The sequence below is a fragment of the Pseudomonas sp. HP_01 genome (genome assembly GCF_055284355.1).
In genome coordinates this window covers 38,453-60,606 of the sequence record NZ_JBTOPV010000078.1, presented here as the reverse complement: position 1 = coordinate 60,606, position 22,154 = coordinate 38,453, and the positions used below count along the sequence as shown (strand labels likewise).

The following is a 22,154-nucleotide window of genomic DNA, read 5'->3' as shown; positions in this document are numbered from 1 at the left end:
CCGAGGAGCCTGTGACCATGTTCGCTTCCACAACCGCTTCGGCTTCAACGAACCCGCCCGTCTCCGGGACGGCGAACGACGCCGAGCACCCTTATTTGCTGGAGATCACCAACATCAGCAAGGGCTTCCCCGGGGTGGTGGCGCTGGATAACGTGCAACTGCGCGTGCGCCCCGGCAGCGTACTGGCGCTGATGGGCGAGAACGGTGCGGGCAAGTCCACGCTGATGAAAATCATCGCCGGCATCTACCAGCCCGACACCGGCGAAATCCGCCTGCGCGGCAAGCCGGTGGTGTTCCAGTCGCCGCTGGCGGCGCTGCAGTCGGGCATTGCAATGATCCATCAGGAGCTCAACCTGATGCCCCACATGAGCATCGCCGAGAATATCTGGATCGGCCGCGAGCAGCTCAACGGCCTGCACATGGTCGACCACCGCGCGATGCACCGCTGCACGGCAGAATTGCTCGAACGCCTGCGCATCAACCTCGATCCTGAAGAGCAGGTCGGCAACCTGAGCATCGCCGAACGGCAGATGGTCGAGATCGCCAAGGCCGTTTCCTACGACTCCGACGTGTTGATCATGGACGAGCCGACCTCCGCCATTACCGAGACGGAGGTGGCCCACCTGTTTTCGATCATTGCCGACCTGCGCGCCCAGGGTAAGGGCATCATTTACATCACCCACAAGATGAACGAAGTGTTCGCCATCGCCGATGAAGTGGCGGTGTTCCGTGACGGCGCCTACATCGGCCTGCAGCGGGCCGACAGCATGAACGGCGACAGCCTGATTTCGATGATGGTCGGACGTGAACTGACCCAGCTGTTTCCGGAACGCGATCAGCCGGTGGGCAAGTTGCTGCTGTCGGTGCGCGACCTGTCTCTGGACGGTGTGTTCGAAGGCGTGTCATTCGACCTGCACGCCGGTGAAGTGCTGGGCATCGCCGGGCTGATGGGCTCGGGGCGCACCAATGTCGCTGAAACGATCTTCGGCATCACGCCGAGTTCACGGGGAGAAATCCTCCTCGACGGCACGCCGATCCGTGTCAGCGACCCGCACTTCGCCATCGAGAAAGGCTTTGCGCTGCTGACCGAAGATCGCAAGCTCAGCGGTCTGTTTCCGTGCCTGTCGGTGCTGGAAAACATGGAGATGGCGGTGCTGCCCCATTACGTCGGCAACGGTTTTGTCCACCAGAAAGCCCTGCGTGTGCTGTGCGAAGACATGTGCAAGAAGCTGCGGGTGAAAACGCCGTCCCTTGAGCAATGCATCGACACGCTGTCCGGCGGCAATCAGCAGAAAGCCCTGCTGGCGCGCTGGCTGATGACCAATCCGCGGGTGCTGATTCTCGATGAGCCCACCCGCGGCATCGACGTCGGCGCCAAGGCCGAGATCTATCGGCTGATCTCCCTGCTCGCCAGCGAAGGCATGGCGGTGATCATGATTTCTTCCGAGCTGCCGGAAGTGCTGGGCATGAGCGACCGGGTCATGGTCATGCACGAAGGCGAAATGATGGGCACCCTTGACCGCGCCGAAGCCACCCAGGAGCGGGTCATGCACCTGGCGTCCGGAAACCCTGTTCACTGACTCCCCGTTCACCAGATCTCTGGCGACTGAAACGCCGATTCGAGTACTGCGCCACGGCCCAGTCGTAATGCCCCAGTCGGGTCGAAAAAGAACAAGAGGCACACATGAAGATGAACACGATGCTGGAAAACAAACCCGCGCTGGCGCCTCGCAAGCACAAGCGCCGAATGCCCACCGAACTGAGCATCTTTCTGGTGCTGATTGGCATCGGCCTGATTTTCGAGCTGTTCGGCTGGATCGTCCGTGATCAGAGCTTTCTGATGAACTCCCAGCGGCTGGTGCTGATGATTCTGCAGGTCTCGATCATCGGCCTGCTGGCCATCGGCGTCACCCAGGTCATCATCACCACCGGCATCGACTTGTCGTCAGGCTCGGTGCTGGCGCTGTCGGCGATGATTGCCGCCAGCCTGGCGCAATCGTCGGATTACACCCGCGCGGTGTTTCCGTCGCTGACCGATCTGCCGGTGTGGGCGCCGGTCATCGCCGGACTTGGGGTGGGCCTGCTCGCCGGGGCGATCAACGGCAGCATCATCGCCATTACCGGGATCCCTCCGTTCATTGCCACACTGGGCATGATGGTGTCGGCGCGGGGCCTGGCGCGCTATTACACCGGCGGCCAGCCCGTCAGCATGTTGAACGATTCCTACACCGCGATCGGGCAGGGCGCCATGCCGGTCATCATCTTTCTGGTGGTTGCGGTCATCTTTCACATCGCCCTGCGCTACACCAAATACGGCAAATACACTTATGCCATCGGCGGCAACATGCAGGCGGCGCGCACCTCGGGGATCAACGTCAAGCGTCATCTGGTGATCGTCTACAGCATCGCCGGTCTGTTGGCCGGGCTGGCCGGGGTGGTGGCCTCGGCGCGGGCGGCCACGGGGCAGGCCGGCATGGGCGTTTCCTACGAGCTGGACGCCATCGCGGCGGCGGTGATCGGCGGCACCAGCCTGGCCGGTGGCGTCGGCCGGATCACCGGCACCGTCATCGGCGCGTTGATCCTCGGGGTCATGGCCAGCGGCTTCACCTTTGTCGGCGTGGATGCTTACGTGCAGGACATCATCAAAGGCCTGATCATCGTCGTCGCCGTGGTCATCGATCAGTACCGCAACAAGCGCAAGCTCAAGCGCTGAGTCGAGCATGCGTTAATACAAAGGGCCTGTTCGCAGGCCCTTTTCGTTTTTTTATCGGTTTGAACCGATCACGCCACGGCCGGTCAGACACCATCTGCCTCTTTTTGAGGACGCCCAAGCCGGGCGAAGTGTGCAATAAAACCCCGGCGCGACCCAACGCCACCGGGTATTCAAGCCCTTGTTGGACGAATCCTGATCAATTATGTTGCCGAGTACCGAACCCGGCCTTAGACTGCCGCCCCTCGTAAATTGAGTGCCAAGCGGCGCTTCGAGACTACGGCGCGTTTAATGCCAGGTTGAGGCGCACCTTTGAGATCGCCTTAATGCACGTTTTTTTATAGAGAAATCAATGACCAAGGATAAGTTGCTGGCGATGCCGGCCGATGACTACATGAACGCCGAGCAACACGCGTTCTTCGTCGACCTGTTGCAAGCCATGAAAGTCGAAATCCACGCGCGCATCGAGCAGAGCCGTATCGCGATCGAAAGCCTGGACACCCCGGCTGACCCTGCCGACGCAGCTTCCGTGGAAGAAGAGCGTCACTGGCTGGTGAACGTGATTGACCGCGACCAGCGCATGCTGCCACAGCTGGAAATGGCCCTGAGCCGCATCACTGACGACACCTTTGGCTGGTGCGAAGACAGCGGCGAGCCGATTGGCCTCAAGCGCCTGCTGATCAGCCCGACCACCAAGTACTGCATCGAAGCTCAAGAACGTCACGAGCAGATCGACCGCCACCAGCGTCAGGCGTGATCCATCGGGTTCGACCGCCCGCAACGGGTGGTCGAGCCGTTCCACTGCGCACCGTCCTTGCTCTTCCCCTCTAACGCCCCCTTCGCCGCACATTCCGACCGACTACCACCAATGACTCATGGCGCATGGCCGCTATTTGGGCGTTTAATGCTTTCACAATGATGAAAGCAGGGCAGGTCCGGGACATGGATGCGAAAGGTCGTCACGCAGCAATACCCTCTCACCCGACGCACGGGGATGCCGACCAGCAGGTCGTCACCGGTTCTCGCTGGCTGACGCCCGCCCTGCAAAGCCTTGGGCTGTGTCTGCTGTTCGCGGCGATGGCCTGGGGTAATGTGTCCGTCTACCTGTGCTTCCCCGTTGCGCTGTTGCTGTTGTGGGTGCCGCGATTTTTTTCGGGGCGAACGCCTGTCGCCCTGGCAGAGTCGGGCGAAGACAACATGACGCGCCTGACCCGTGATCTGTCCCGGAGCACCAGCCGCAACGCGCTGTCTGCTGCGGCCGTGGCGTTTTCGGTCAGGCAACTGGCGGGCAAGCTGCAGTCTCAAGTCAACGCGGCCGAGCAGATCGTCAGCAGTGCCGACGTGATGATTGCCACCGAGCGCGCCACCTCGACCCTCAGCCAGCAAGCGCTGACCGCCGCCAGCCAGGCGCGGGAGAGCAGCGGCGCCGGGCTCAACGTGCTCAACGCTTCCATCGGCCTGATGCACCAACTCAGTGAACGGGCCGACAGCAGCCGTGAACTCATCGAAGCCCTCAGCCAGCGCAGCGAAGACATTCAGCGTGTCACGGCGGTGATTCAGTCCATCGCCAGCCAGACCAATCTGCTCGCCCTCAACGCCGCCATCGAAGCGGCGCGGGCCGGTGAACACGGCCGTGGCTTTGCCGTAGTCGCCGATGAAGTGCGCGGGCTGGCCGGGCGTACGGCGACGGCGACCAGTGAAGTTGGGGAGATGGTCGTGGATATCCAGCAGCGCACCCGTCAGGTGGTCGAGCAGATTCGGCAGTTGTCGGGTGACCTGAGCGGTGGCGTGGCGCAGGTCGAATCCACCGGTCAGCAACTGGCGAGCATTGCCCGGCTGGCCGTTGGGGTTGAACAGCAGGTCGGCGAAATCGCACGGGGCGCGCAGACCAATCAGGAGCAACTGAGCAGCCTGTTCGTTGCCGTCGAGCAAATGCGCAGCGACCTTGCCATCAGCGATGACCAGACCCGGCGACTGGCGCAGTCGGCGTTGCAGATGGAAGAACAGGCGGAAACCATCAGTGAACGCCTCGCTCAGGTGGGTCTTGATGACTATCACCAGCGCATCTACGACCTCGCGCGCGAAGGCGCCAGCCAGATCGCCGCGAAGTTCGAGCAGGACATCGATCAGGGCCGGGTCAGCCTGACCGATCTGTTCGACCGCACCTATCAGCCCATCGCCAACACCTCGCCGGCCAAGTACCAGACGCGCTTCGATCGCTACACCGATCAGACGCTCCCGGCTATTCAGGAACCGCTGCTCACCCGTCATGAGGGGATGGTTTTCGCCATCGCCTGCACACAGCAAGGCTACGTGCCGACCCACAATCAGGTGTTCAGCCGACCGTTGACGGGCGACACGGCGGTCGACGCGGTCAACAACCGCACCAAGCGCAAGTTCGACGACCGCACCGGCATTCGCTGCGGCAGCCACCAGCAACCGGTGCTGCTGCAGACCTACACCCGCGACACCGGCGAACTGATGCACGATCTGTCCGTGCCTATCATGGTCAAGGGACGGCATTGGGGCGGGCTGCGTCTGGGCTATAAGCCGGAGAAAAGCTGAGCGGCAAGTTGTAAGCGGCAAGCTGCAAGCTTCAAGCTAAGAGCAGGCGTCTTGTAGCTTGCCACTTGTAGCTTGCAGCTCCGGAAAACTATTTAACCGTCCGATATTGAAGTAGGAAGCGTCTGAAGTGCAGTTCCATCGGTTGACGGGACGTTAAGTGCGATCATCCTGTGAGTATATGTCCGAATATGTAAATGCCTGTTCGGGACTCATGTCAGTACTCACGGATGAATCAAATGACAAAGAAAAACTCTACTCATGCGTCGGCCGATTCCCGCACCGACGCCCAGGAAGTCACCGTCCGCCTCGGTGTGTTCTTCGACGGGACCGGTAATAACCGGGTGAATAGCCAGATAGGCGCCGACTGTCAGGCCATGTCGGAAGTTAACGGCGGCATGCATATAAAAGAATGTGGCGGCCGACACACTGACCCCGGCAGCAGTTACAGCAACAGCCCCACCAATATCGCAAGACTCGCCGGTTTATACAGGCAACAGCGCAAGGCAATTGTTAACCCGGACGGCATGTATGTGTATGGCGCGGTGTATGTCAGTGGCGTTGGCACTACCTCTGGCGGGCGCGATTCCCGCGTATCGGGCCAGGGCTTTGGTCGCGGCACCACCGGCGTGGTGGCAAAAGTGTCACGAGGCATCAAAAAACTTGCCGACGAACTTCATATGTTTGAAAGCGATAACCCGGGTTGTGTCATCGGTGCGCTGGAGCTGGACGTGTTTGGCTTCAGTCGGGGTGCGGCTTCGGCCCGGCATCTGGCCAACGAAGTGCTGAAAAAATCCCGGGGCGCGCTGGATCCGGTGCTCGACCCCCGCAAACTGCCGCTCTCGGACAGCTTCTCATGGGCCAGCGGCAGCGTGCGGTTGAAGGTTGTCGGGCTGTTCGACACGGTGGCTGCCGTGGGCGGGATTTCCGATCTGGGCAGCGTTCGCGATGGGGTCAATAAACGGGTCAATCTGTTTCTGCCTCCCGGGTGCGCGCAGCAGGTGCTGCATCTGGTGGCCGGCGATGAGCATCGTCGCAACTTTGTGCTCAACAGCGTCAAACCCGACTGGCCCCGTGAAATCGTCCTGCCCGGCAGCCATTCGGACATCGGCGGCGGCTATCAACCCCAGGAGGTGGAGAAAGTGTCGCTGTTCCGGCCTCGCCGCAGTCTGGTCAGCGTCAGTACGCCGTACGACGCCACAGAAGCCTGGCTGCAGGCCCATGCCGAGCTGTCCACCCTCGACGCCAAGCGTCTGCTCGACCCTACGGATGACAGCGCCTCGCTGGGCGTTGAATGTTTCGAACGGTTCGCCAGCAGCTCACGCGGGGTCAAAACGGTGGTCGCGACGGTGACGCTGGAGCGGCGCGTCTACAACCACCTGGCCCACGTTTACCTGCGGGTGATGCACACGCTGGCAACTGATGAAGGTGTGCCGTTTTTGCCGATCCGCGACTCGGCAGAGATCACCCTGCCACCGGAATTGCGCCCCATCGCCGCCAAGCTGATCAGCCACGCGAAAGGAGAGGGCGGGGTGTTGAGCGACGCGGAGCTGAGTTTGTTGCATCAGCGCTATATCCATCGCTCGGCCCACTGGAACAACGCCCGTCGCGACGCGCTGGTGGACGGTCTTTTTGTGCATGCACCTGCGCAGAACGGGCGGCAGACGTTTTTCAATGTCGGTCAGCCCGGTTATCCACAGTGACCGGGTTGCATTCAACAATGGGTCACGATAACGGGACATCAGGCAAAAAAAGGGCGGCCTCGAAGGGCCGCCTTTTTTTGCACCTGCGCCGGTCAGGTCGGCGTGTGCAGCAACACGTTCAGCTCGTCAACGATGGGTGCCCAATCGTCATCCAGCTGGATCTTTTCCTTGAGCAGTGCCGCTTGATTGTCTGTCCAGAAATCGGCTTCGGACACCTTCACGCCTTCCGGCAACTGATGCGCAGCGACGAATGAATCGATGCTGGCCTGATCGGACTCCAGCCCCATTTGTTCGAACAAGAGCTCAAGCGACGGCGTCATGATTTCCATTTGTTTCTCCCGAACGGGTCAAAGGACCCGGATTGGCGTAGTCAGTGAGTAACCTTCTGTTGCATGGGAGTGCGCGGGGCAGGCAAGAGTTCTAACTGATTGCCTGAAGGTGTGGGACCGGGGGGCCTGGTCGGCATGGGGGGCAGGGCGGGAAACACAGATGACGCTGGCTGACGCGCATTCTGCAGGAGCGCGCTTGCCCGCGAAGAGGTTGGTACATTCGATACATCTTCAGCGGCCCGAATGCCGCTTTCGCGAGCAAGCTCACTCCTACAGTTGATTGTGTTCGGCCACAGAATTCCGAGGCGTACTCAGCCTCCTGCAGGAGTGAGCTTGCTCGCGAAGAGGTTGGTACATTCGATACATCTTCAGCGGCCCGAATGCCGCTTTCGCGAGCAAGCTCACTCCTACAGTTGATTGTGTTCGGCCACAGAGTTCCGGGGCGCACTCAGCCTTCTGTAGGAGTGAGCTTGCTCGCGAAGGCGTAAGACCAGTGATGACGGTATCGCCTGATTCACCGCTTTCGCGGCCAAGCGCGCACGAATTGCCCGCGTCAGGCAGCAGACTCTCAGCGAAGTCAGTTAGCCAGTGCAGGCGCGAGGTATTTATGTGGGACCGGCTTTAGCCGGGAAAGCGTCTGGTGCACACCGCGAAATTGAGAGTGCCCAAACCGGCCTCTTCCCGGCTGAAGCCGGTCCCACTAAAACATCCCATAGCGTCCTACTGTGTGGAGTCAGGCCAACTGAAACAGCCTAGGGCGTCAAAAACCACATCACTCCGGACGAAAGGGATATAGCCCGTATAGACTGACTGCCGGTAGAATCCGTGCTCACGCCAGCGTCCGGCTTCAGGACGCACCATTTCTCGTTTTTTTCTCGCCCGGCCCACTGTCCGGGCGAGTTCCTATCTGGTTGGGAGTTTGTACATTGGCAGTAGGTAATCTGGATACCCACGCGTTATTCGTGCTCGGCGACGTGCGCGCGAAGTTGGTGAAGCTGTTCCAGGCGCGATTCGTTTATGTCATCGAACAATCCCCTGAAGGCATTTACATGTCGGAGATCGACACCGAAACCGCACTGGTGGTCGATGACAAGCCCGGGCTGGAACTGAAAGTGGGTGACCACTTCCGTGCCGCGGTATTGCCCAGCCGCGAAGGTGGCAAGTTCGAACTCCGTTTCCGCGACATCAAGATGACCATCTACGGCCTGGGCGAATACGCTTTTGTCGAAGTGCCGGAAGGCCACGGCATCGTGTTCAAAGAGTCCCACAGCATCTTCATGGTGTTCGCCGCCCACGAGCAAATTGAGTCCGGCCTGAGCAAAGTCCTCAAAGCCGCCACCGCCAAAGCCGCCAAATGGCGCAAGGGCGAGCTGACGTTCAAAGCCAGCGAGTAAGAAAGCGCTTCGACACACCTGCACACGGAACGCGCCCACATCCCCCACGCCACACGCGATGGGCGGCAGGCGTGCGTCCTGCCATCGCAAACGGCACAGCTTCAATGCCCCTGCTGTCTGCCGTCGCTGACCTCGGGAGGCACGTCGTCACCGGCCATGCGCTTGCGAAACAGCCCGGTACGTGCCAGCAGCAGGGTGGTCACCGGCACGGTGATAGCGAGCAGGATCGGGATCAGCCACGCGTGCAACACGGGACCGTCCTTCAGCGCCGAGAAGTAGACGATCGACGCCAGCGCCACGCACCACGCACCCAGCGTCGAGGCCAACGCGGGCGGGTGCATGCGCTGGAAAAAGTCTTTCAGGCGCAACAGGCCCAGCGCGCCAATCAGGCCGAACAGGCTGCTCAGCACCAGCAGGAGGGCGGTCAGCACTTCGACCCAGAACGGCAACACCTGCAACGAATTCATTCGATCACCTCGCCGCGCAACAGAAATTTGGCCAGCGCAAATGAGCCGACGAAGCCGAACAGCGCGATCAGCAGCGCCGCCTCGAAATAGGTGTCACTGGCGTAGCGAATCCCCAGCACCAGCATCATCAGCATCGCCAGGATGTACAGGTAGTCCAGCGCCAGTACCCGGTCTTGGGCCGACGGGCCTTTGAACAGGCGAATCAGGGTCAGGACCATGGCAAGGGTGAACACCGACAACGTAAACAGAATCGCGTTTGTGAGCAGGACGCTCATTGGAAAATCTCCATCAGTGGCCGTTCATACGTGCTTTTGAAGTGCTCGATGAAGGCCGCTTCGTCGTTCAGATCGAACACATGCATCAGCAGCACGCTGCGATCCAGCGCCAGTTCGGACCAGACCGTTCCCGGCACCACCGTGCAAATCATCGCCAGCGCGGCGAGGCCGTGGGCGTCGTGCAGGTCCAGCGGGACTTTGACGAACGCCGAGCGCGGCGGACGACGGCCCGCGCGCAGCACGCCCCAGGCAACCGCCAGATTGGACATCACCACATCGCGACCCACCAGCAGGAACAAGCGAACAGCGACGCCGGGTTTGCGGATCCGCGCAGGTGAGGGGCGCAACGGCGCGAAAATGTACGGCGCAAAAAAACCGAGCAGGGCGCCCAGCAGCAGATTGCCCGGGCTCAGCGACAGGTTGAGCAACAGCCACAAGCCCCACAGCGACAGCGACAACAGCGGCGCGGGAAACAGGCGCTTCATGGCTGCACCTCTGCCGCTACCGAGGCGGGCCCCGGTATCGGCCGCGCCGCCATTACCGACAGCACGTATTGCTGTGGGTCATGCAGCGCCTGGGCGGTGTCCTGGGTGTAATGCAACAGCGCCTGAGCCTTGAACGTCAGCACAATGGCGCAGCCCACCAGCAAAGCGATCGGCAGGCATTCGTTGAGCCGCAGCAGGGGCGCCGCGTGTTCCTGGGGCGTCCAGAAGCGCTTGATGCCGACACGCACGAAAGCAAACAGCGACGTCAGTCCGGAAATAATCAGCAGCGCCACCAGCGTCCAGCTGGCGCCCCGAATGCTTTCGTCCTTCGCCACATCAAGGCCCAGCGGATTAAGCAGGGAACTGATCAGCGTCAGCTTGCCGAGGAAGCCCGACAGCGGCGGCATGCCGATGATCAACAGCGCGCAGGCAATGAAACTCAAGCCCAGAAACGCCATGGTCCAGGGGATGACGTGGCCGACCACGGCTTTCTGCTCGTCATCCAGATTGGTCCCCGGCACGGGATGCAACGACTCCAGCGCCTTGGGCAACTGATCGGCGTCTTCGTCGAGGGCGATGTCGTTGGCCGAGCGTGAGCGCTCGATCAACTCCGCGAGCAGGAACAGCGCACTGAGCGCCAGGGTCGAGCTGACCAGATAAAACAGCGCCCCGGCGGTCAGGCTTGGCTGCGCGAAACCGACCGCCGACAGCAGAATCCCCGCCGACACCAGAATGCTCAGACTGGCCATGCGCTCCAGGCGCTGGGCGGCCACCACGGAAATCGCGGCGACGGTGATCGTGGCCATGCCGCCCCAGATCAGCCAGTCCCCGCCGAAGAACGCCGAGGCGCCGGCCTGACCGGAAAACAGCAGCGTCCACAACCGCATCAGTGTGTAGAAACCCACCTTGGTCATGATCGCGAACAGTGCCGCCACCGGTGCGCTGGCGGCGGAATAGGCCGGCACCAGCCAGAAATTCAGTGGCCACATGCCGGCCTTGGCTAGAAAGGCCACCGCCAGAATGGCCGCGCCTGCGTGCAGCAAGCCCAAGTCACCCTCCGGCACCTGAGGGATCTTTATCGCCAGGTCCGCGAGGTTCAGCGTGCCGGTGACGCCATAAATCAGCGCCGCGCCGATCAGAAACAGCGACGAAGCCAGCAAGTTGATGGTGATGTAGTGCAAACCTGCTGACACGCGCGCGCGTCCCGAGCCGTGCAGCATCAGGCCGTAGGACGCGGCCAGCAGCACCTCGAAGAATACGAACAGGTTGAAAAGGTCGGCGGTGAGAAACGCGCCATACAACCCCATCAGCTGGATCTGAAACAGGGCGTGGAAACTGGCCCCCGCGCGATCCCAGCGCGCCAGGGCGAAGAGCAGGGCGCAGAAGGCGACGATGCCGGTCAGCACCAGCATCAGCGCCGACAGGTGATCGACCACCAGCACGATGCCGAACGGCGCCTCCCAGTTGCCCGGCAGGTACACACCGATGGAGCCAGTGGTGCCGGTTTTCTGTACCCACATCATCAGCGTGATGGCGATCGCCAGACCGAGCCCGGTGGAGAAGAGGTTGATCCGCGCTTTCAGCGGGCGGTGTTTCTCGCCGAGCCACAGCATCAGCGCCGCGGTCAGCACCGGCAGCAGGATCGGCGCGACGATCAGTTGATTCATCACACTCATTCACCCAGCTCCCGACCGTCGACGTGGTCGTTGCCGGTCAGACCGCGCGACGCCAGCAGCACCACCAGAAACAGCGCGGTCATGGCGAAACTGATGACGATGGCTGTCAGCACCAGCGCCTGGGGCAGGGGATCGGTGTAATTGAGCAGGTCCTGGGGCACGCCGTCCTTGATGATCGGCTCTTTGCCGATGAACAGGCTGCCCATGCTGAAGATGAACAGATTGACGCCGTAGGACAGCAGGCACAGGCCCATCACGACCTGAAAGGTTCGTGGACGCAGGATCAGCCACACGCCGGAGGCGGCAAGCACGCCGATGGCAATGGCGATGACTTCTTCCATCAGATGGCTCCTTGTGAAATCGGGCTGTCGGCCGGGACCGGTTCAATGGGCTGCGGCAGCGAGGTCGGGCGATGGCTGCGCACCGACTGGTGAGCAAGCGCGGTGAGGATCAGCAGGGTCGAGCCGACCACCACCGCGTACACGCCGATGTCGAAAAACAGCGCGCTGGCGATGTGCAGGTCGCCCAGGATCGGCAGGACCACGTGCGCGGTGTGGGTGGTCATGAACGGATAGCCCAGGGCCATCGAGCCCAGCCCCGTGGCCAGCGCGAAGAACAGCCCGGTGCCCATCCAGCGCAACGGCCGCAGGCTCATGTTGGCCTCGACCCATTGGGTGCCAGCGACCATGTATTGCAGGATGAACGCCACCGACATCACCAGCCCGGCAACGAAACCGCCACCCGGCTGGTTATGCCCGCGCATGAACAGGTACATCGAGACCACGAAGGCCACCGGCAACAGCAGGCGCACCAGCACCGCCGGCACCATCATGAAGCCCAGCGCGGTATCGGCGGCATGACGCGGATTCACCAGATCGGTAACCACGTCACGGGCCAGCAAGCGCTGTTGCGCCGGCAGAGCGATGCTTTCTTTCGGCGGACGGAACCGACGCAGCAGGGCGAAGACCGTCAGCGCCACCACGGCCAGCACGGTGATTTCGCCAAAGGTGTCGAAGCCACGGAAGTCCACGAGCATGACGTTGACGGCATTGGTGCCGCCGCCCTGGGCCAGGGCGCGGCTCAGGTAGAACTCGGAAATGGTGTTCGGCGTCGGCCGCGTCAGCATCGCGTAGGACAGCACTGCCATGCCGCCGCCCACCGCCACGGCGAGGACGAAATCGCGGATCCGCCGCACCTTGGCCCGGCGTCGCGCCTGGGACGGCGGCGGCACGTTTTCGTTGCGTCGCGGCAGCCAGCGCAGGCCGAGCAGGATCAACACCGTGGTGACGACTTCCACCGCCAGTTGGGTCAGTGCCAGGTCCGGCGCGGAGAACCAGACGAAGGTCACGCAGGTCATCAGCCCGCAGACGCTGACCATGGTCACGGCCGCCAGACGGTGGTACTTGGCCTGCCAAGCAGCGCCGATGGCGCAGGCAATGGCGATCAGCCAGAGCATCACGAACACGCCGGAACCCGGGATCTTCGGTCGATCGCCCCAGCTCAGCCCGCTCTCGTACATCGGCACGAAGCCGGCGACCAGTGCCGCCAGCACCATCAGAAACAGCTGCGCCTGCAGGCGACGGGTCGTCAGCAGCCCCACCAGTCGCCGCGCGCCGCGCATCTTCAGCACCAGCACGCGCTCGAACATGCGCTTGCCGTTCAGGCGCCACATCAGCGGCGGGCCATTGACCTGTTTGCGCTTGATCGGGCCGCGCAGCAGCAGGTACAGAACGATGCCGGCGGCCATGGCGATCAGGCTCATGATCATCGGCGCGTTGAGTCCGTGCCAGATCGCCAGGCTGTATTCGGGGAGCTCACCGCCCACCACCGGTTGCGCCGCGGCGGCGAGCAATGGGCCGACGGAGTGCGTGGGAAAAATGCCGACGATCAGGCAGGCCAGCACCAGCAATTCCACCGGCAGGCGCATCCAGCGCGGCGGTTCGTGGGGCGTATGGGGCAGGCGCGTGGCTTTCGGGCCGAAGAACACATCGACGGTAAAGCGCAGGGAATACGCCACGCTGAAAATCCCGGCGATCGTGGCGATCACTGGCAGAGCGATTTCCACCCAGTCGGTGGAGGTGATGAACACCGTTTCTGCAAAGAACATTTCCTTGGACAGGAAGCCATTGAGCAGCGGCACCCCGGCCATTGACGCGCTGGCGACCATCGCCAGCGTCGCGGTGTAGGGCATCAGCTTGATCAGCCCGCTGAGCTTGCGGATGTCGCGGGTGCCGCTTTCGTGGTCGATGATCCCCGCCGCCATGAACAGCGAGGCCTTGAAGGTGGCGTGGTTGAGGATGTGAAACACTGCGGCGACGGCGGCCAGCGGACTGTTCAGGCCCAGCAGCAGCGTGATCAAACCCAAGTGGCTGATGGTGGAGTAGGCCAGCAGGCCCTTGAGGTCATTTTGAAACATCGCCGAATAGGCGCCGATCACCAGCGTGGCGGCCCCTGCGCCGCTGACGATCCAGAACCACTGTTCGCTGCCCGACAGCGACGGCCACAGGCGCGCGAGCAGGAACACCCCGGCCTTGACCATGGTCGCCGAGTGCAGATAGGCCGACACCGGTGTCGGCGCCGCCATGGCGTGGGGCAGCCAGAAATGGAAAGGGAATTGCGCGCTCTTGCTGAGTGCGCCGATCAGGATCAGCGTCAGCAGGACGGGGTACAGCGCGTGGGCGCGAATCGCATCGCCCGAGGCCAGCACGCGGTCCAGGTCGTAGCTGCCGACGACGTGCCCGAGCAGCATCATCCCGACCAGCAGCGCGAGGCCTCCGGCGCCGGTCACCATCAGCGCCATGTAAGCGCCGCGTCGAGCGTCGGCGCGGTGGTGCCAGTAGCCGATCAGCAGGAACGAGAAGACACTGGTCAGCTCCCAGAAAAACACGATTTGAATGAGGTTGCCGGACATGACCAGCCCGAGCATGGCGCCCATGAACGCCAGAAAGAAGGAGAAGAAGCGCGGCACCGGGTCGTCCGGCGACATGTAATAACGCGCATACAGCGACACCAGCGCGCCGATGCCCAGCACCAGCATCGAGAACAGCCAGGCAAAACCGTCCAGGCGCAGGACGAAGTTCAGGCCCAGGCTGGGCAGCCAGAAAAACTCTTCTCTGATGACCCCGCCGTTGGCGATCTGCGGATACCACAGTGCGACCTGCACCGCGCCGATTAAAGCGATCAGGCCTGCGAGGATGGATTCACTGTTGCGTGCGTTGTGCGGCAAAAGCGCCGCCAGACAGCTGCCGATGAAAGGCAGAAGCAGTAGAACTATCAGGGACATAGGCTTCTAATCTGCGAAGAAATGTCAAGGATCATACGTGCCGGGTCCGGGATGACCAAACGCCAAGATGTCGCAGAATCCTACAAAGTTTGTAGGCAGCAGCGTAGTCCATAGCAATTGACACAACTTTGTTCGCCTGAAGTCCGGCTCACCGATTTGGCGTACTTCATCAATTAGGCGACAATGCCGGCCTGTTTCCGGAGCGCCCCATGTCTGATTCCATTAAAAGCCCCGCCGTCGATGCCGTGCTCGACGCCACCGGCCTCAATTGCCCCGAGCCGGTCATGATGCTGCACCAGAAGGTGCGTGACCTGCACCCTGGCGGCCTGCTCAAGGTGATTGCCACCGATCCTTCCACCCAGCGTGATATCCCGAAATTCTGTGTGTTCCTCGGCCACGAACTGGTGGACAAACAGGCGGGCGACGGCGAGTTCCTGTACTGGATCCGCAAGAAGCTCGACTGACTGGCTGCGTATCAGCTGACGCATTTCGCTTCGCGCTGGCTCGGCAGGGCGCTGGCGCCTACACTGCGGCCACTCCAGGAGCCCTCACATGCGCATAGTTGCCGACGAAAACATTCCACTGCTCGACGCCTTTTTCGCAGGCATCGGTGATATCCAGCGTTACCCGGGCCGCACACTCGACCGCGCCGCCGTCGCCGAGGCCGATATCCTGCTGGTGCGCTCGGTGACCCTGGTCGACCGCGCCTTGCTCGAAGGCACCCCCGTACGATTCGTCGGCACCTGCACCATCGGCACCGATCACCTCGACCTCGATTACTTCAAAGAAGCCGGCATTCAATGGTCCAGCGCCCCGGGCTGCAACGCCCGTGGCGTGGTGGACTACGTGCTGGGCAGCCTGCTGACTCTGGCGGAAATCGAAGGCGTCGAACTCGCCAGTCGCACCTATGGCGTGGTCGGGGCGGGTCAGGTCGGCGGTCGCCTGATCGAGGTCCTGCGCGGGCTTGGCTGGAACGTCCTGGTCTGCGACCCGCAGCGTCAGGCCAGTGAAGGCGGCGATTACGTCAGCCTCGACGAGATCATCGGCCGCTGCGATGTGATCAGCCTGCACACACCGCTGGATAAACACGGCGACACGCCCACCTGGCACCTGTTCGACTGCGCCCGCTTGCAGCAGCTCAAGCAGGGAGCCTGGCTGATCAACGCCGCGCGCGGTCCGGTGGTCGACAACACCGCCTTGCGCCAGGTGTTGCTGGAGCGCGAAGACCTGCAAGCGGTGCTGGATGTCTGGGAGCACGAGCCAGCGGTCGATGTCGAACTGGCCGAATTGTGCGTGATCGGCACGCCCCATATCGCCGGCTATAGCCTCGACGGCCGGCAGCGCGGCACGGCGCAAATCTATCAGGCCCTGTGTGCGCACCTTGGCCAGCCGGCGAGCCTCAGGCTTGAAGACCTGCTGCCCAAGCCCTGGCTGGCGCAGGTCACGTTGGACGCTGCGACCGACCCGGTCTGGGCGCTGAATGCGTTGTGTCGCGGCGTTTACGATCCTCGCCGCGACGACGCGGATTTCCGCCGCAGTCTGGTAGGGGGGGGCGACAGCCAACGCCTGGCCTTCGACGCGCTACGCAAGCATTACCCGCCCCGCCGGGAAATCGACAGCCTGCAGGTGCGCATCAACGGCGAGTCGGCGGCCCTGCGTCAGATCGTCGAGGCCTTGGGCGCAACGTTGATCGCCGATTGATTCACACGGCGTATTTCTTGATGTAAGACCACAACGTTTCGGGCAGTCGTTGCGGAACGTGCTGCCAGAATCGGCGCATCTTCGGGAGTGCGTTATAGGCCTCTTGCCACGCCTCCTCGCGATCTTCAGGGCGCGTCACCGGGGCTTCGATCAGCCCGATGAAGCTGGCGAAGCTGCAAGGGATCGGTAACGCCTCGCTACGCTCAATCCGGTGCATCTGTTCCTGCACGGTGATCGCCACACCTTGTTCGTCGGTGAACACGTAAGGGGTCAGCGAACTGACCCGATCACAGCGGCTGCTGCACAGCTTCTTTCGGTTCTTCAGTTCACCGAAGCCCCGCTCGTACAGACTGATCGTAGAGCCACTGACCCTCATGCAGGCCTCTTCGAACGCGTTGAGAATGACCTCGGCGTTTTCGATGCTCGTTTCGATGGTCGCGATATCGACGAAGCGCTCCAGGGTCCCGGCTTCCAGCGCGTTGAAGGCGCGCTTGATGGTTGAGAGGTGAACGAAGTCCTTCTTGCATCCGATCAAATGAACGTCGAACTGGTAGTCAGCCAGTTCCTGGCCCGAAATCACCGTGGCGAACGCTTTGGTGTCCAGCGCGGTTTCCATCACGATGTTGAACTTGTTGCTGTGGGCATAAGCGAAGATGCGGCTGCACAGCTCCCAGATGAACGCCTCCGTATGTTTGTACCGGCGGGTCACGTCCTGATCGGCGAAGTCCGCATATCGAGGGTGCAGCTCGCGGAAGTTTTCCTGGTACAGATGCACGTAGTTGCCGTAGCCCGGTGTTTTGAGGAGCGTATTGTTCAGCATGTACGTCTTGCCCGAGCCCTGCACGCCGGCGACCACCAGGATCTTCGGTGCAGGACTTCCATCGTCTGCAATGTCTTTAGGCACATCAAACATGGTGCCTACGATCGCCTCGAATACGGCATCCAGTTCTTTTGGCGTGTAGGCGTAGTGTGTTTCGGTCATGGCGGTTCTTCCTTGAGTTAAGTCGGATTGACTGTTGAAAGTCTCAAGGACGTAATCGCAGTGCCCGGCAATGAGCAACTGGATAAACGCGCTGTGTATTGCAGAATGTTTATAACGCCCATAAAAAACCCGGCGCCATGGCCGGGTTTCAATCAAAGCTGCACATCAATCTTGTTTTTCGGGCTGCACCCAGTATTTCTCGCATTCCTGGCAGGCGGCCTGGACCATTTCTTCAGTAATCAGAATTTCCTGCCCGTTTCTGTCGAGAATCGCGCCACCCAGTTGCAGTTCGGGTTGAGGGCGGAACACGGGTTCTTGATTGCTGCTGCTTTGCAAGCTCATGGCTGTCTCCTCATCAGGTGTGTGCGCGTCGATAGTAATCACGCCGGCATGACCGCGCCGTGACAGCATTCCTTGACTGACTCCCTCGCGCAGAGTTCATCGAAAGCTGACAAGCGTGCGCGGGGAGGGAGGTGTAGGCTCTGCGACTGATTTGTCTCGCGAGTGTTTCCCATGGCTTCAGTGTTCTCCGGCCGTCAGCGGCATGCCATTCGCCTTGCCTTGCGCATGATCGCGCCGTACCGCAAGCAAGCCATCGGCGCGTTGCTCGCGCTTGTGGTCACTGCGGGCATCACGCTGTCGATGGGCCAAGGTATCCGGCTGATGGTCGATCAGGGGTTCATGACCCGTTCCCCAACCCTGCTCAACGAAACCATCGGCCTGTTCATGGGGCTGGTGGTCGCCCTCGCCATCGGCACCTTCGCGCGTTTTTATCTGGTCTCGTGGATCGGCGAACGAGTGGTCGCCGATCTGCGCAAGCAGGTGTTCGATCATTTGGTCAGCCTGCATCCGGGCTTCTATGAGAACAATCGCAGCTCGGAAATCCAGTCGCGCCTGACCGCTGACACCACGCTGCTGCAGTCGGTGATCGGCTCGTCGCTGTCGATGTTCCTGCGCAACGCGCTGATGGTCATAGGCGGGATCATCCTGCTGTTCTTCACCAACCCCAAGCTCACCAGCATCGTCGTCGTGGCATTGCCGCTGGTGATCGCGCCGATCCTGATTTTCGGGCGGCGTGTGCGCAGCCTGTCGCGGGAGAGCCAGGACCGGGTGGCGGATGTTGGCAGCTACGTGTCCGAGGCGCTGGGGCAGATCAAAACCGTTCAGGCCTACAACCACCAGGAGCAGGATCGGCAGCGTTTCGCGCAGACCGCCGAAGGCGCCTTCGAGACGGCGCGCAAGCGAATTCTGCAGCGCTCGTGGCTGATTACTCTGGTGATCGTGCTGGTGCTGGGGGCGGTGGGTGTGATGCTGTGGGTCGGCGGGATGGACGTGATTGCCGGCCGCATTTCCGGCGGCGAACTGGCGGCTTTCGTGTTCTACAGCCTGATCGTCGGCAGCGCGTTCGGCACCCTCAGCGAAGTGATCGGCGAAATGCAGCGGGCGGCGGGCGCGGCAGAGCGCATCACCGAATTGCTGCAGGCGCGCAGCGAAATCACTGCGCCCGTCAACGATCTGCTCACGTTACCCAAACGCATCAGCGGTCGCCTGGCCCTGGAAAACCTCAGTTTCGCCTACCCCTCACGCCCGGAGCGCAATGCCGTGGACGGCTTGAGCCTGACCGTCGAAGCCGGGGAAACCCTGGCGTTGGTCGGGCCTTCGGGCGCGGGCAAGTCGACACTGTTCGACCTGCTGCTGCGCTTCTATGACCCACAACAGGGGCGCGTGCTGATTGAAGGCATCGATGCCGAACGCCTCGATCCGCTGGACCTGCGCCGTTGCTTCGCCTGGGTGTCGCAGACCCCTGCGCTGTTTTTCGGCTCGGTTGAGGACAACATTCGCTACGGCAACCCGGCGGCCAGTGTCGAGCAGGTGCAGGCGGCCGCACGGATTGCCCATGCCCATGAATTCATTCAGTTGCTGCCACAGGGTTATCAGACCCATCTGGGTGACGGAGGGATGGGCTTGTCGGGCGGTCAGCGTCAGCGGTTGGCGATCGCCCGGGCGGTGCTGGCCGATGCGCCGATTCTCTTGCTCGACGAAGCCACCAGCGCACTGGATGCCCAGAGTGAGTACCTGATTCAGCAGGCGTTGCCGACGTTGATGAAGGGCCGCACGACCCTGGTGATCGCCCACCGACTGGCGACGGTGCAGAACGCGGACCGGATTGCGGTGATGGATCAGGGGAAATTGGTGGCGGTGGGGACCCATCGCGAGCTGATTGCCAGTAACCCGCTATACGCGCGGCTGGCAGCCTTGCAGTTCAACGCCGGGGTGGAGCAGGCCGGGTGAATGCCGACCTGCGTCTGCGCATCAATCTTTGCGGTATTCGCAGAGATAGGCGGTTTCTTCGGTGGCTTCGACGTCGAATTTGACGTTCGCCGGGATCTTGAAATCCGTGCCGGCCTTGAAGGTTTCCCAATCATTGGCGCCCGGTAGCAGTACTTTCAACTCGCCCGAGATCACGTGCATGATTTCGCGGTCGCCGGTGCCGAAGTTGTATTTTCCTGGAGCCATGACGCCGATGGTCGCGTCGCCTGCTGCTTGCTTGAAGGCGATGGATTTGACGGTACCGTCGAAATACTCGTTGACCTTGAACATGGCTGATCTCCTTGGGAAGGGCTGGAAAGGGCCGGACAGTATGCCGAACGTACAAAAGGCCGTCATCCGCTTTGGTAAGGGCGTCACACTTCAGCCTGGAATCACCAGCGGTAACAAACGTGCGGTATTGCGCGCGTCTGACAGCGCCCGGTGTTGCTGACCATTGAAATGCATCCCTGCCAGTTGCAGCGCGGTATTCAGGCCGCAGTGTTTTTGCAGGTGACGGGCTTTGGCGAAGCGTTGTTTCAGGTTGATGTGGGGCAGGCTGGCAAGTTCGCTGGAGAGCTGATGATGACGCCAGTCCTGTTGCAGTTGCTGACGATCGTAATCCCCCCAACTGGTCCAGGCGACCAGGCGCTCGCGGTATTGGGCAATCCAGCGTTCGAACTGAGGCCATACGGCGGGCAGCGTCAAGGCACTGTCGATGAAGCTCTGCCGAATGTGGGTCAGCTCTCGGCAGAAGGGTGTGAGTAACGGCCGGCGCACGGGCCGCACGTAGCGTTCGAAATGGTCGATCTCGCGCCCGTCCTGATTGACCAGCGACGCACCGATTTCGATGATTTCCATTTCCGCTACCGGCCATCCGCCCTCTTCAGTGGTGGCCTCCAGGTCTATCACCAGCCAGTAGGACATTTCGAACTCCTGTTTCATAACCAGCGACAGCGCCCTGGAGCGTAGCCACTTCACGGCCGTCACGTCCAACTGCCGGGGCAGATGATCCATGATTGGGACTCGCGGCAGGCAGGAAGGTTTGCCGGGGTTGCGTCTTTTGTAGTGTCTGACTGGCATATGGCCGGGACAGCCCTTGCCTGGCCAATGCACCTCGGCATAAATTGCAGGCGCATTTGGTCCTCACATAAAGCGCAGCGCGGTCGATAACGCACAGGACAAGGACGGCTTGAGCCCTCTACGGTGGGTCCGGGGCTTGGATGGGGGCTAAAAGGGAAAGGGGCAGCAAGGCGCAAGGACGGCGAGAGTGGGAACGACAGGGGCGATTTAGCCTCCGTTTTACCGTTGTCTAATTGATTGCGAACGCATAGCTTACGTACTCCGTTTCGCCTGAGGTGCCTTGTCTTTATGTCCACGCCGATGCGGATGGCTTTTAAAACCCTGCTGTTCACGACCACGACCCTGTGGGCCTGGCAGGTCGGTGCGACGCAGATCGTGCGCATTGGTGCGGCGCATTTCCCGCCGTATACGATTCGTCCCGAGCGCGGTGAAGACACCGGGCTCTTGCCGCAGATGATCAGCGCACTGAACGCGATGCAGAATGATTACCGCTTTGAAGCGGTGCCCACTTCCATCCCGCGCCGGTTTCGCGATTTCCAGCAGGCGCGCTTCGACATGGCCATCTTCGAAAACCCCGCCTGGGGCTGGAAGGGCATTCCCCATGTAGCTGTCGATATGGGTCTCGAAGACGCCGAAGTGTTTGTCGCCCATCGCTTGCAGGGCAGGACCCAGACGTATTTCGATGAACTGCATGGCAAACGCCTCGCCCTGTTTAGCGGCTATCACTACGCGTTCGCGGGTTTCGACGCCGACCCTAAATTCCTTGCCGACAGCTATAACGCCACGCTGACCTATTCCCACGACAGCAACCTGCAGATGGTGCTGCGGGACCGTGCCGACATCGCCCTTGTGACGCGCTCCTACCTGAGCACGTTCATGTCCAACAACCCGAAGGATGCAGACCAGTTTCTGGTCTCGGACCGGGTGGATCAGGTTTATCGCCACTATGCGCTGCTGCGTCCGGATGCGCCCATCACTGGCGAACGTTTCAGCGAACTGCTGCGCCAGCTTCGGGAGAACGGGGAAATGTTCAAAATCTTTCAGCCGTTTCGCATCGCGGTGACGCCACAATCCACCCACCACGCGGTAGCGCTGGGGGAAGGCAACGAGAAAGACTGACGAGGGCAGGCATTACCGGCTGGAACGCGCGGCAGGCGACTTTAAGAGCTCGATGCGGGAGCGCTGGCAACGCGCTCC

General features: G+C 61.6%; 21 protein-coding genes. 10 read left to right on the top strand and 11 right to left on the bottom strand.

Going from position 1 to position 22,154, the window contains the following annotated elements; genetic code table 11:
* The first annotated feature begins 17 nt into the window (after positions 1-17).
* From ACYAR8_RS24130 to ACYAR8_RS24110, 5 genes are all read left to right on the top strand, one after another.
* Entirely contained in the window at positions 18-1,580 is a 1,563-nt protein-coding gene (locus ACYAR8_RS24130; RefSeq protein ID WP_463581269.1) for a sugar ABC transporter ATP-binding protein, read from the top strand.
* A 110-nt stretch (positions 1,581-1,690) separates the two neighbouring features.
* Positions 1,691-2,713 carry an ABC transporter permease gene (locus ACYAR8_RS24125; protein WP_074891219.1) on the top strand — a complete coding sequence of 341 codons (1,023 nt, stop codon included), beginning with the start codon at positions 1,691-1,693 and terminating at the stop codon, positions 2,711-2,713.
* Positions 2,714-3,062: 349 nt separating this feature from the next.
* Positions 3,063-3,467, top strand: a complete 405-nt coding sequence (locus tag ACYAR8_RS24120; RefSeq protein WP_265386574.1) for a TraR/DksA family transcriptional regulator — start codon at positions 3,063-3,065, stop codon at positions 3,465-3,467.
* Between the two features lie 125 nt (positions 3,468-3,592).
* Positions 3,593-5,275, top strand: coding sequence for a methyl-accepting chemotaxis protein (locus ACYAR8_RS24115; RefSeq protein WP_463581268.1), 1,683 nt, complete (start codon positions 3,593-3,595; stop codon positions 5,273-5,275).
* Between the two features lie 236 nt (positions 5,276-5,511).
* Positions 5,512-6,975, top strand: coding sequence for a T6SS phospholipase effector Tle1-like catalytic domain-containing protein (locus tag ACYAR8_RS24110; RefSeq protein ID WP_463581267.1), 1,464 nt, complete (start codon positions 5,512-5,514; stop codon positions 6,973-6,975).
* 92 nt (positions 6,976-7,067) lie between these two features.
* Here ACYAR8_RS24110 and ACYAR8_RS24105 read toward each other — a convergent pair whose 3' ends face one another.
* Positions 7,068-7,304, bottom strand: a complete 237-nt coding sequence (locus tag ACYAR8_RS24105) for a DUF2789 family protein (RefSeq protein ID WP_463581266.1) — start codon at positions 7,302-7,304, stop codon at positions 7,068-7,070.
* A 926-nt stretch (positions 7,305-8,230) separates the two neighbouring features.
* On the opposite strand from ACYAR8_RS24105, the gene ACYAR8_RS24100 reads away from it, so the two are divergent.
* Positions 8,231-8,698 carry a hypothetical protein gene (locus ACYAR8_RS24100; RefSeq protein WP_074892397.1) on the top strand — a complete coding sequence of 156 codons (468 nt, stop codon included), beginning with the start codon at positions 8,231-8,233 and terminating at the stop codon, positions 8,696-8,698.
* Between the two features lie 101 nt (positions 8,699-8,799).
* Here the strand turns inward: ACYAR8_RS24100 and ACYAR8_RS24095 are convergent, their stop codons facing one another.
* The 6 genes from ACYAR8_RS24095 to ACYAR8_RS24070 are packed head-to-tail and all read right to left on the bottom strand — an operon-like array spanning position 8,800 to position 14,884.
* The gene (locus ACYAR8_RS24095) at positions 8,800-9,165 is read right to left on the bottom strand and encodes a Na+/H+ antiporter subunit G (protein ID WP_463581265.1); all 366 of its coding nucleotides are present in this window, start codon (positions 9,163-9,165) and stop codon (positions 8,800-8,802) included.
* Positions 9,162-9,440, bottom strand: coding sequence for a K+/H+ antiporter subunit F (locus ACYAR8_RS24090; RefSeq protein ID WP_074892399.1), 279 nt, complete (start codon positions 9,438-9,440; stop codon positions 9,162-9,164). Before ACYAR8_RS24090 ends, ACYAR8_RS24095 begins: the two co-directional genes overlap by 4 nt.
* Positions 9,437-9,925 (bottom strand): Na+/H+ antiporter subunit E, encoded by a 489-nt coding sequence (locus ACYAR8_RS24085; protein ID WP_074892400.1) that lies wholly within the window; start codon positions 9,923-9,925, stop codon positions 9,437-9,439. Before ACYAR8_RS24085 ends, ACYAR8_RS24090 begins: the two co-directional genes overlap by 4 nt.
* A complete protein-coding gene (locus ACYAR8_RS24080) occupies positions 9,922-11,601 on the bottom strand; it encodes a monovalent cation/H+ antiporter subunit D (protein ID WP_463581264.1) in 1,680 nt (559 codons plus the stop codon). The genes ACYAR8_RS24085 and ACYAR8_RS24080 overlap by 4 nt, the downstream gene beginning before the upstream one ends.
* Positions 11,598-11,942, bottom strand: coding sequence for a Na+/H+ antiporter subunit C (locus tag ACYAR8_RS24075; RefSeq protein ID WP_065986226.1), 345 nt, complete (start codon positions 11,940-11,942; stop codon positions 11,598-11,600). The genes ACYAR8_RS24080 and ACYAR8_RS24075 overlap by 4 nt, the downstream gene beginning before the upstream one ends.
* Positions 11,942-14,884 carry a monovalent cation/H+ antiporter subunit A gene (locus ACYAR8_RS24070; protein ID WP_463581263.1) on the bottom strand — a complete coding sequence of 981 codons (2,943 nt, stop codon included), beginning with the start codon at positions 14,882-14,884 and terminating at the stop codon, positions 11,942-11,944. The genes ACYAR8_RS24075 and ACYAR8_RS24070 overlap by 1 nt, the downstream gene beginning before the upstream one ends.
* A 209-nt stretch (positions 14,885-15,093) precedes the next feature.
* Here ACYAR8_RS24070 and tusA point away from each other — a divergent pair, with 209 nt between their 5' ends.
* Positions 15,094-15,348: a sulfurtransferase TusA gene (gene tusA / locus ACYAR8_RS24065; RefSeq protein ID WP_074892403.1), complete on the top strand. Its 255-nt coding sequence runs from the start codon at positions 15,094-15,096 to the stop codon at positions 15,346-15,348.
* Between the two features lie 88 nt (positions 15,349-15,436).
* A complete protein-coding gene (pdxB, locus tag ACYAR8_RS24060; protein WP_463581262.1) occupies positions 15,437-16,585 on the top strand; it encodes a 4-phosphoerythronate dehydrogenase PdxB in 1,149 nt (382 codons plus the stop codon).
* A gap of 1 nt (position 16,586) precedes the next feature.
* Here the strand turns inward: pdxB and ACYAR8_RS24055 are convergent, their stop codons facing one another.
* Positions 16,587-17,567 (bottom strand): zeta toxin family protein, encoded by a 981-nt coding sequence (locus ACYAR8_RS24055; protein WP_463581261.1) that lies wholly within the window; start codon positions 17,565-17,567, stop codon positions 16,587-16,589.
* A gap of 165 nt (positions 17,568-17,732) precedes the next feature.
* A complete protein-coding gene (locus ACYAR8_RS24050) occupies positions 17,733-17,909 on the bottom strand; it encodes a PA1571 family protein (protein ID WP_166650608.1) in 177 nt (58 codons plus the stop codon).
* 171 nt (positions 17,910-18,080) lie between these two features.
* Here ACYAR8_RS24050 and ACYAR8_RS24045 point away from each other — a divergent pair, with 171 nt between their 5' ends.
* The gene (locus ACYAR8_RS24045; RefSeq protein ID WP_463581260.1) at positions 18,081-19,859 is read left to right on the top strand and encodes an ABC transporter transmembrane domain-containing protein; all 1,779 of its coding nucleotides are present in this window, start codon (positions 18,081-18,083) and stop codon (positions 19,857-19,859) included.
* Between the two features lie 21 nt (positions 19,860-19,880).
* On the opposite strand, the gene ppnP is transcribed toward ACYAR8_RS24045, so the two are convergent.
* A complete protein-coding gene (ppnP, locus tag ACYAR8_RS24040; protein ID WP_065986230.1) occupies positions 19,881-20,168 on the bottom strand; it encodes a pyrimidine/purine nucleoside phosphorylase in 288 nt (95 codons plus the stop codon).
* A gap of 90 nt (positions 20,169-20,258) precedes the next feature.
* Positions 20,259-20,801, bottom strand: coding sequence for a 3'-5' exonuclease (locus tag ACYAR8_RS24035; protein ID WP_463581330.1), 543 nt, complete (start codon positions 20,799-20,801; stop codon positions 20,259-20,261).
* 444 nt (positions 20,802-21,245) lie between these two features.
* Between ACYAR8_RS24035 and ACYAR8_RS24030 the strand changes: the two genes are divergently transcribed.
* A complete protein-coding gene (locus ACYAR8_RS24030) occupies positions 21,246-22,076 on the top strand; it encodes a substrate-binding periplasmic protein (protein WP_108121342.1) in 831 nt (276 codons plus the stop codon).
* The last annotated feature ends 78 nt before the right edge of the window (positions 22,077-22,154 follow it).